We start from the raw sequence: 9,335 nt of genomic DNA, 5'->3' as shown, positions 1-9,335 counted from the left end.
CCGTGCTGTTCCAGGAGTGGGCGGGTCTGCTGAACGGCGATGGTGATCGTCTTTCGGTCCACGTTGAACAGCTCAGCCAGGACCGCTTGTGTGCAGAGTCTGCGCAGGTAGAGCACGGTGGCCAGGAGCTGCCCGTACTGGTCGACCGCCCGGTACACGTAACGCCATACCCGTTGACCTTGACGTACGTCTCGTCAACGAACCACCTATTGCCCGGGGAGCGCCGGCAGAAAGTGGCCGACGATCAGGCTTCGATGGGAGTCAGCGGTTGGGGTGTCCGGCTGCCGGGCCTGTCAGGCGTTCGGGCCGGGTTAGCTCCCAGATCTCGGCCCGGCCACTCGGCGTAGTTTCGCTACCTTCCAGCCGCAACTGCGTGATGTCGGTGACCCGCAGATCTGACCATGTCGCCGCCAGCCCGCCGCGGAACACCTCGACGATGCCCGCGTCCCAGAAGAGCCGCAGTGGCCCGTTGAGTCCGGCGAAGGCTGCCAAGTCGACGGTCATCTCGGCCGCATCCCGGGCGTGCAGGATGACGCGATGTACTCCGTCGGCTGCGGCGGTGTCGAGCACCAGCTCACCGGCGGTCCTCCCGTCGACCAGGTGTGCCACGCCGGGTGTCGGTAGTGGGGTGGTGGCCAGCCGTAGTCGGGTCAGTTCGGCCGCTGGCTCGATGTATAGGCGTCCCTGCCGGACGGAGAGTTCGCGCGGCAGTGTCATGGCACCCACGGCCGGGCCGCTGAGGCCGGCGGGGTCTTGATGGGTGCGGATCCAGCCGAACTGGATTCGTCGGCCGTCCGGCGTCCAGTAGGACTGCGGCGCGTAGAAGCGGTCGGTCAGATCGGCGGGGCCGGCCTCGTGCACCTCGAAACCGGCGCTGGTTGTGGTCCCGGTCATCCACCAGACCGCGGGCCCCTGCTCGCCGTTCTCGGGGATGACCGAGACGAGGAGGGTGCCCGTGCCCTCGACGGTGAAGTAGTCCGGGCATTCCCACACCGCGCCCGGCACCGTGGATGTGGCCCGGTCCACGAAGACGCCGTCGTAGTCCCACGCCCGCAGGTCGGCTGAGGACAGCGCGAAGATCGAGGCGCCGTGCTCGCGGCGGGCACCGGCGACAAGCTGCCGCCAGCGGCCGTCCTCGCGCCACACGCTGTGGTCGCGGAACACGGTGATGTCGGCAGCGGGTGGTGCGGGCAGCAGCGGGTTGGCCGGGTCCTTAACGAAGCCGGAGAGTGCGTCGTCGGCGGCCCGCGCGAGGCAGGGCAGTTGGGCATCGCCGGACACGCCGGTGTAGACGATGGAGACGCCGCCGTCGTGTTCGACCGCGCAGCCCGAAAAACAGGCCGTCGCGTCGTACGGCGCGGTCTGGACCGGGCCGGGAAACAGCGCCACCTCGTGCTCGGTCCAGGTGAGCAGGTCCGGGGAGCTCGCATGACCCCAGTGTTGGTTGGTGAACTCGGTGCCGTCGGGGTTGTACTGGTAGAAGAGGTGGTGCCGTCCGTTGAAGTGGATCAGCCCGTTGGGGTCGTTCATCCAGCCCTTCGCCGGGGCGTAGTGCAGCCATGCGGGCATGTCGGAGGTCCTTCTCGTTTCGTCTGGAACACGGCGGAGAACGCTGCGGCCGTGGAAGCCGCAGCACGGCGGTGCTGAACGGGGTTGCTTCGGCTGCGCCGTTGTGGTGCGGGGGGCGGTTGGGCGTTGGCTGTCTCGACGTCGGGCCGTCGCATTTCAGCCCTTGACGGCGCCGGTGGTCATGCCGCGGATGAAGTACCGCTGCAGGGACAGGAAGACCAGGACGGGGACGACGATGGTGACGAAGCCGGCGGCTGGGATGAGCTCTCGGCCTTGTCCGGTTTGTCCTTGCAGGCCTTGGAGGGCGACGGTGAGCACGGTGTTCTCGCCGCGGCCGAGGAAGATCAGGGCGATGAGCAGGTCGTTCCAGACCCAGAGGAATTGGAAGATGGCGAAGGAGGCGATGGCGGGGACGGACATGGGCACGATGAGGCGCCAGAAGGTGGTGAAGTGGCTGGCGCCGTCGATCTTGGCGGATTCGATGACTGCGCCGGGCAGGCTGGACATGTAGTTGCGCAGGATGTAGACGGCTAGCGGCATGCCGAACCCGATGTGGGTGAGCCAGACGGCGAGGAAGGTCTGGTTGATGCCCATCTGGCCGTAGAGCTTGAGCAGCGGGACGAGGGCGACCTGGTTGGGGACGACGAGCAGGCCGACGATGACGACGAAGATGACGTTGCGTCCGCGCCAGGTCATGAAGGTGAAGGCGTAGGCGGCGAAGGCGGCGATGAGGATGGGGATGATGGTGGCGGGGACGGTGACCACGAAGCTGTTGAGGAACGCCTGGCCCATGTTGGTGCCGGTGGTGTCCGCGCTGCTGAGGACGCGGTCGTAGTTGTCGAGGGTCCACTGGGTCGCGCCGAGTGGGTTGCCGAGGATGCTCCACCAGCCGGAGCTGAATTGGTTGTCCCTGGGGCGGAAGGAGTTGATGAGTAGCCCGACGACCGGGATCATCCAGACGACGCAGACGACTGCCAGCACGATGCGTAGTGGCCAGGTCGCGCTGCCGGTGCCGGTGCTGGGTCGCGCGTTGGCGGGCTTGGCGCGCAGTGACCGCCGGGACGGTGGTGTTTCGTTGCCGAGCCCGGGCGCGGGGTCGATCTTGATGGTCATCTGCCTGCCTCCTCGGCTTTGAACTGCCGCACCTGGTAGATGAGGACCGGGGTGATGGCCAGCATCAGCAGGACGACGATGGTCGCGGCGTAGCCCGCGTTGCCGTTGGTGAAGAGTTCGTTGTAGAACCGCCGGCCGATGACGTCGGTGTTGAAGGCGCCGTTGGTCGTGATGTAGACGATGTCGAAGACCTTCATGACACCGATGAGCACGGTGATGAAAACGGTGATGATCGTGCCTTTGATCTGCGGAACGATGACCCTGAAAAAGATCCGCCTTTCATTGGCGCCGTCGATCCGGGCCGCCTCGATGGTGTCCTCGGGCGTGCCCTTGATGGCAGCGGACAGCAGCACCATGGCGTAGCCCACCTGCGTCCAGATGAGGATGACCATGAGGAGCAGGCTGTTGAGGTGCATCGTGTCGATCGAGTACCAGAAGAACGGACCGGAGTGGAAGAGGCCCACGATGGCGTTGAGCAACCCGGTCTGGGACTCACCCTCGGGCTGGTACTCATAGACGGAGCGCCAGATCGTCGCTGCGCCGACCATGCTGATCGCCATGGGGAGGAAGATGACGGTCTTGGCGGCCTTCTCGCCCCTGGACCGGAGCCGGTCGGCGAGCACGGCGACGCCGAGCCCCAGGGCGACGGTGGCTGCGGGGACGATGAGGATCCACAGCAGGTTGTTGATTAGGACGCCGAGGAAGTCGGGGCTGGTGAGTAGATCCTTGTAGTTCGCCAGGCCGACGTATGCGGTGGATGAGGCATTCGCGAAGCTGAGCTGGACAGTGACGACGGCCGGGTAGATGAGGTAGACGCCGATGGCGAGGATCGCCGGGCCGGCGAATGCCCAGGGCTTGACGCGGTCCTCCCAGCGACGGCCGAGGGACTCGGCGAGTTTGTTGAGGATCCAGAACAGGAGAATCGCGCCGCCGATGCCCCCGAGGATCGCGAGTACCGCGTTGGCGAGTTTGATGACCATGGGGCGGTCCTTCCGTGCGAGCGGTGACGACGACGCCACCAGGTCTCGTGGGTGGTGGCCGCCGGGCCGCGATGGCCCGGCGGCCACCGGCTGTCAGCTGCCCGCCTTCGGCCAACTGGCGTCGATCTTCTTCAGCGCCTCGTCGAGGCCCTCCTTGCCGGAGATCCACGCGACCGGCTCGGTCCAGAACGTGCCGGCCCCGACCTTGGCGGGCATGAGGTCGGACCCGTCGAATCGGGCGGCGGTGGACTTGTAGAGGACGTCCCGGGCGATCGTCCGGAGCATGTCGTTGGGGTAGAGCGAGACGTCGAACGACTTGTGCGGCGAGAAGTAGCCGGCCTTGCCTACCTCGAGGCCGTTGTCCTTGCTGGCGATGAAGTTGCGCAGCTTGAGCGTGTTGGCGTCGTTGTTGAACGCCGCGGCGAGGTCACCGCCGGTCAGGACGGGGTTGTTGCCGGCTTCCTTCGCGGGGAAGGCGGCGACGCCGACCTCGGTATCGAGCTTGGCCAGGACGGCGTCCGGGAAGCCGCCCTTACCAGCGACGAACGTGGCCTGCTTGAACAGGTAGCAGCCGGGTGGCTGCTTGAACAGGGCGTTGCCACCGGTCTGGAAGTTCGTCGCGATGATGGCCTTGGTGCCGCCGAGGACGTTGCCGTCGGTCAGGGCGATCTTCTGGAGGTACTCGAAGGCGGGCTTGATCTCGGGGCTGTCGAACTTCAGCTCACCCTTGACCCACTTGTCGTAGTTGTCCGGGCCGGCCAGTCGCAGAACGAGGTCCTCGACCCAGTCGGTGAGCGGCCAGCCGGTCGCCTGGCCGGACTCGGCGGCGATGCACCAGGGGGTCTTTCCCTGCGATCGGATCTTGTCGGTGAGGGCGGTCAGCTCGTCGAGCGTCGTCGGCGCGGTGTAGCCGGCGGCGGCGAACGCCGGCTTGTCGTACCACAGCAGGCTCTTGACGCTGACGGCCGCGGGCAGGCCGTAGACCTTCCCGTCCGGGCAGGTGCCCGCCCCGACGAACCCGGGAACGAGGGTCTGGGTGTCGGTCTGGACGGTCGCGTCGTCGTACGCCAGGACGGCCTTCTGCTTCGCCAGGTCGCACATCACGCCCGGCTGGGGGAACAGGCCCACGTCGGGCGCGCTGCCACCGGCGACGCGGGCGCGGATCTCGGTGTCCCAGGAGCCGGCCTTGGTGAACTTGATCTTGAATCCGTTGGCCTGGGCGAAGGTGTTGAGGTCCTTCTGGAAGGCCGCCTCCTGGGCGTCGCCGAACCCGTACATGACCTCGACGGTCGACTTGCCGGGGCCGGACGCTGTCCCGGAGGAGTCGGCGTCGTTGGAGGAGCTGAGGCATCCCGATGTCAGTAGTGCCACGGTGCCCGCGGCGATCGTCGCCTTGGCTGCGTTCAAGCCACGCATGAGCGTTCCTTTCTTCGGATGGATGGAAGTCGTGTTCGTCAGGTGGGAGTGGTGCACGGCTGTTTGCGCGCGGTGAGGTGGGCTGGTGGTGGGGGTGAGTTCCGAGGTGGGGTCGTCGCGTTGGGTTGCGACGTCACGGTGACGTGGTCGGGTTCGCCGATCCGGGCGTCACTGTGGTGAGATGCGGAATCCTGCGCTCAGCTGGTGTTCCCGGCGGGAGTTGGGGCCGACGCGGAGGCTGAACTGCCCGGGTTCGACCAGCCGGCGGTTGTCGGCGGTGACCAGGGAGCATTGCGAGGCGGGGATGCTGATGGTGACGTCGAGGGTTTCGCCGGCAGGGATGTCGACCTGGGTGAAAGCCTTCAGCTCCTGCTCGGCCCAGGTGACGCTGGTGGTCAGATCGCTGACGTACGCCTGAATCGTCTCCAGAGCGGGACGGGTCCCGCTGTTGGTGATGCGCAGCGTGGCGCTGACGGTGCCGTCGGCGGGTACGTCCTGGTCGTGCATGACAAGAGTGGAGTAGGTGACGGTGGTGTAGCTGAGGCCCTCACCGAACGCGAACAAGGGTTCCTGGGTGAGATCCGCGTAACGGTCTCCGTGCTGGCCTCGCACCTGGTTGTAGAAGACGGGTTGCTGTCCGACGTGGCGCGCGAAGGAGACCGGCAGCCGGCCGCTGGGCTCGATGAGTCCGAGGAGGAGTTCGGCGATGGCGCGGCCACCGCGCATGCCCGGGTTGAACGCCTCGATGATTGCTGCCGCGTTCAGCGCCGAGTCGGGCAGGGTACTCGGCTTGGACTGGACCAGCACAACGATCATCGGTGTGCCGGTCGCGGCCACCGCGTCCAGCAAAGCGGTCTGGCCGCCTTGCAGATCGAGCGTGGCAGTGGAGCGCCCCTCGCCCGTCAGGGCAATGGTGTCTCCCACCACCACGACGGCGTAGTCGGCGACCTCCGCGGCGGCGACGGCCTCCCGAAGTTGTGCCTCGTCGACCGGGGCGGGGGCGAAGACCGGCGGCGTTGGTTCACCGTGGGCCCCGATGGACCACTCGGTGTCGGAGCTGCCGATGTCAGCCCCTTGGGCGTACGTAACCGTCCAGTCGGCAGGCGCGACCAAGCGAAGGCCGTCGAGTACCGTCTCCACCAGCTCACGGGGATGTCCGTCGGGCATCCAGGCAACCTGGCCGGAGGCACCCGCCCAGTCGCCGAGCATCGCCTCGGGGCTGTCAGCGTTGGGGCCGACGACCGCGATCGTCCGCGGCCTGCCCGAGTCTGCGGCGCGGCCTGTTCCGTCCGAGGACAGGCCGCCGTCCAGCGGCAGGATCCCGTCGTTACGCAACAGCACCAGGCAACGACGAGCGGTTTCCAGGTTGAGGTCGGCGTGGTGGCGGCAGCCAATCACCTGCCGCTGCCGCTCCGGGTCGGGTGCACGAGGGTCTTCGAAGAGCCCGAGCATGACCTTCAGGCGCAGCACCCGCCGCACCGCGTCATCGATCTGCTTCTCGCCGATCAGACCACGGGCGACCGCCGCCTGCGCGGCCTCGAAGAACGCCGGCGTGGCCATGATCAGATCGTTGCCGGAGTTGACGGCAACCGCCGCCGCCTCGACCTGGTCGGCGCAGATGCGCTGGTCCCAGACCATCCGGCCGACGTTGTCCCAGTCAGTCACCAACGTGCCCGCAAAGCCCCACTCACGCTTGAGGACGTCGTTGAGCAGCCACCGGTTCGCGGTGATGGGCACCCCATCGATCGACTGGTAGCCGAGCATGAAGGTATGGCAGCCGGCACGGACCGCCCGCTCGAACGGGGGCAAGGACCACGAACGCAGCTTCCGCGGGCTCAGATCGGCTTCGCTCGCGTCGCGCCCGCCCACAGTCTCGGAGTAACCCGCGAAATGCTTGGCACATGCCAGCACGGCCGTCGGGTCACTGAGGCCATCGCCCTGATAGCCGCGCACCATCGCTGCCCCGAGTTCACCGATCAGGAACGGATCCTCGCCGAACGTCTCGTTGACCCGGCCCCAGCGCAGATCCCGCGTGATACACAGCACCGGCGAGAACGTCCAATGAACCCCGGTGGCCGCCATCTCGGTCGCCGCCGCCCGGGCGACCCGCCGAAGCAAGGACGGATCCCAGCTGCAGGCCATGGCCAGTTGCGTCGGGAAAATCGTCGCCCCGGGCCAGAACGAGTGACCGTGGATACCGTCCTCGGCCACCAGCGGTGGAATGCCCAGCCGCGTCCGATCAGCCAGTTCCCTAACCTCCGGCATCCGCGCCGGAGACACATGCAGAACCGACCCGGCCAGCTTGGCCGAAACAATGTCCGCCACGTCCTCGTGCTGTGCGTCCAGCATCAGCAACTGCCCCACCTTCTCCGGCAGGCTCATCCGCGACAACAAGTCCTCGACCCTCGCCTCAACAGAGGCTTCCGGATCCAGATACACGACAGAGCCGACCGAGGGTCCCACGGAGTTCTCCAGAAGATGAGTCGTCACAAGCCGACGAGCTCATCGCCGACAGAGGAATGCAGAAAAGTGCGAATGCGCCAGCACCTTGCGCATCACGGTGAAACCGCGACAGTTGAGGACGGGGACGAAGCGGGTCAGTTCGGGAAAAGCCGGTCCGTCAGGGTGAGTGGGGCTGCTGCGTCGAGCCGCGGATCACGAGGCTGGTCGGAATGATCCGGGACGCCGCCGCCTCCGGTGACCTGCGTACGTGCTCCAGCAGCAACAGTGCCGCCGCCTCACCCATCTCCCGCATCGGCTGCCGGATCGTGGTCAGCGCCGGGTAGGTGTAGGACGCCAGCTCAACATCATCGAAACCCACCACGGCGACATCCCGCGGGATCTCACGGCCGGCCGCGTGCAACGCGGCGAGCACACCGGCAGCCGAGGGGTCATTGTGCGCGAAGACCGAGTCGAACTCCACGCCGTCCGCCAGAGCCCGCTCGACCGAGCACCGGCTACTTTCGAACTGGAAATCACCCCAGACGATGCAGCGCGGGTCGATCTCGATCCCCGCCGCCGCGTAAGCATCAACGAAACCGCCCAGCCGGTCCCGAGTACACCCGTACGCCTCGGGACCCGTGATCACCAGCGGACGACGGCGCCCGCTCTCCAACAGGTGACGCGCTGCCTGCGCACCCCCCTCACGATTCGTGGTCGCCACAAAGGGAAACCCCGGCCGGCGGAAGCGGTCGTCGATCAGCACGATCGGCAGGCTCGCCTCGTGCAACGCGGTGATGTACTCCAAGGCGCCCTCGGGCTCAATCACCAGCAGCCCGTCGAACGACTTGGCAGCCACCTTCAGACCCAGACTGCGCAAGGACTCCTCACCGCGGCTGACGCTCAGCATCCGCAATCCGAAGCCCTCGGCCTCCAGCGTGTCGACGACACTCTGCACGATGCCCGAGTACACCCACGCCAGATCGGGAACCAGCATGCCGACCGTCCGCGTGCTACCACGGGCGAACGCGAGCGCCCGCGCACTCGGCACGTAGTCAAGCTCCGCGATCGCCTGCTGGACCTTCAAGACGGTGTTCTTGTTGATCTCGCCTTTGCCGTTCAGCACCCGCGAGACCGTCGTCTTGCTGACCCCCGCATGCGCGGCCACGTCACCGATGGTGACCCCCATCCTTGCCTCCCTCTCACCCGCAACAGCCAGTCCTCGTCGGAACTAGTACCGGGACTGGTTCCGGAACTAGTTTCGGAACCAGTCCCGGAAGTAAAACACTCGTTAACTTTGCTGGTCAAGAAGCAGTAGGCGGCGCGTCAGCGGGACATGCTGGACGTCGTTGATCCACATCCGGGACATGGACCACTCGCCTGCGCCCCCGCCACGTTGATCAGAGTCGCCTCACGTACACGCTGCTGGCCGGGCAACCGGCTAGCGTGCCCGGTATGACCTCCAAGGCGACGTCCCAGTCTGGGTTGGCCATTCCGGTAGCAGAGTTCGATTTGGCGTTACCGCGTAAGCGCATACGTACCGGCCAGGGTTGCAGCAGTGGGGCATCATGCCCTGCGTGGAACCGTACCCTGAGGACAGCGACCGAAGGCAAGGGCTCGCAAAGGTCGCCGAGATGGGCATCTCGTTCGTGCCCGTCGCCGGCAGTGCCCTCCAGGTCGCATTCAACGAACTAAGGGACGTCTCGTAACTCGGTCGGGCGTCCATGGTGGATCATGTCAGGGTGCAGGTGATCTCGGCGGCTCGCCCGGAGTGGATCTTCCCGTTCACCGGGCTGCAGCCCGCCCAGTTCCGCAGGC

The 9,335-nt window shown here is 66.7% G+C and carries 8 protein-coding genes; 1 reads left to right on the top strand and 7 read right to left on the bottom strand.

Annotated elements, in window-relative coordinates:
• From C1I99_RS35050 to C1I99_RS24835, 7 genes are all read right to left on the bottom strand, one after another.
• Nucleotides 1–158, bottom strand: a 158-nt coding sequence (locus tag C1I99_RS35050) for a transposase family protein (protein WP_199562381.1), incomplete at its 3' end; no start/stop codon positions are given.
• 103 nt (nucleotides 159–261) lie between these two features.
• Nucleotides 262–1,569 (bottom strand): glycoside hydrolase family 32 protein, encoded by a 1,308-nt coding sequence (locus C1I99_RS24860; RefSeq protein ID WP_111136617.1) that lies wholly within the window; start codon nucleotides 1,567–1,569, stop codon nucleotides 262–264.
• 156 nt (nucleotides 1,570–1,725) lie between these two features.
• A complete protein-coding gene (locus C1I99_RS24855) occupies nucleotides 1,726–2,682 on the bottom strand; it encodes a carbohydrate ABC transporter permease (RefSeq protein WP_111136616.1) in 957 nt (318 codons plus the stop codon).
• On the bottom strand, nucleotides 2,679–3,749 hold the full coding sequence (locus C1I99_RS24850) for a carbohydrate ABC transporter permease (protein WP_199562380.1): 1,071 nt from the start codon (nucleotides 3,747–3,749) through the stop codon (nucleotides 2,679–2,681). The genes C1I99_RS24855 and C1I99_RS24850 overlap by 4 nt, the downstream gene beginning before the upstream one ends.
• Before the next feature lie 6 nt (nucleotides 3,750–3,755).
• Nucleotides 3,756–5,078, bottom strand: coding sequence for an ABC transporter substrate-binding protein (locus C1I99_RS24845; RefSeq protein ID WP_111136614.1), 1,323 nt, complete (start codon nucleotides 5,076–5,078; stop codon nucleotides 3,756–3,758).
• Between the two features lie 168 nt (nucleotides 5,079–5,246).
• Nucleotides 5,247–7,517, bottom strand: a complete 2,271-nt coding sequence (locus tag C1I99_RS24840) for a glycoside hydrolase family 3 N-terminal domain-containing protein (RefSeq protein WP_233512697.1) — start codon at nucleotides 7,515–7,517, stop codon at nucleotides 5,247–5,249.
• 181 nt (nucleotides 7,518–7,698) lie between these two features.
• Nucleotides 7,699–8,706 (bottom strand): LacI family DNA-binding transcriptional regulator, encoded by a 1,008-nt coding sequence (locus tag C1I99_RS24835; protein WP_111136612.1) that lies wholly within the window; start codon nucleotides 8,704–8,706, stop codon nucleotides 7,699–7,701.
• Nucleotides 8,707–9,094: 388 nt separating this feature from the next.
• Between C1I99_RS24835 and C1I99_RS34645 the strand changes: the two genes are divergently transcribed.
• Nucleotides 9,095–9,226 carry a hypothetical protein gene (locus C1I99_RS34645; protein WP_267897516.1) on the top strand — a complete coding sequence of 44 codons (132 nt, stop codon included), beginning with the start codon at nucleotides 9,095–9,097 and terminating at the stop codon, nucleotides 9,224–9,226.
• Nucleotides 9,227–9,335: the final 109 nt, after the last annotated feature.

This window comes from Micromonospora deserti (assembly GCF_003236335.1).
Classification (GTDB): Bacteria; Actinomycetota; Actinomycetes; order Mycobacteriales; family Micromonosporaceae; genus Micromonospora; species Micromonospora deserti.
This window is presented reverse-complemented; position numbering and strand designations above follow the sequence as displayed.

Coding starts and splice junctions, on each gene's coding strand:
- C1I99_RS24860 (WP_111136617.1), bottom strand. CDS start 1,569: ATGCCCGCATGGCTGCACTACGCCCCGGCGAAGGGCTGGATGAACGAC.
- C1I99_RS24855 (WP_111136616.1), bottom strand. CDS start 2,682: ATGACCATCAAGATCGACCCCGCGCCCGGGCTCGGCAACGAAACACCA.
- C1I99_RS24845 (WP_111136614.1), bottom strand. CDS start 5,078: ATGCGTGGCTTGAACGCAGCCAAGGCGACGATCGCCGCGGGCACCGTG.
- C1I99_RS24835 (WP_111136612.1), bottom strand. CDS start 8,706: ATGGGGGTCACCATCGGTGACGTGGCCGCGCATGCGGGGGTCAGCAAG.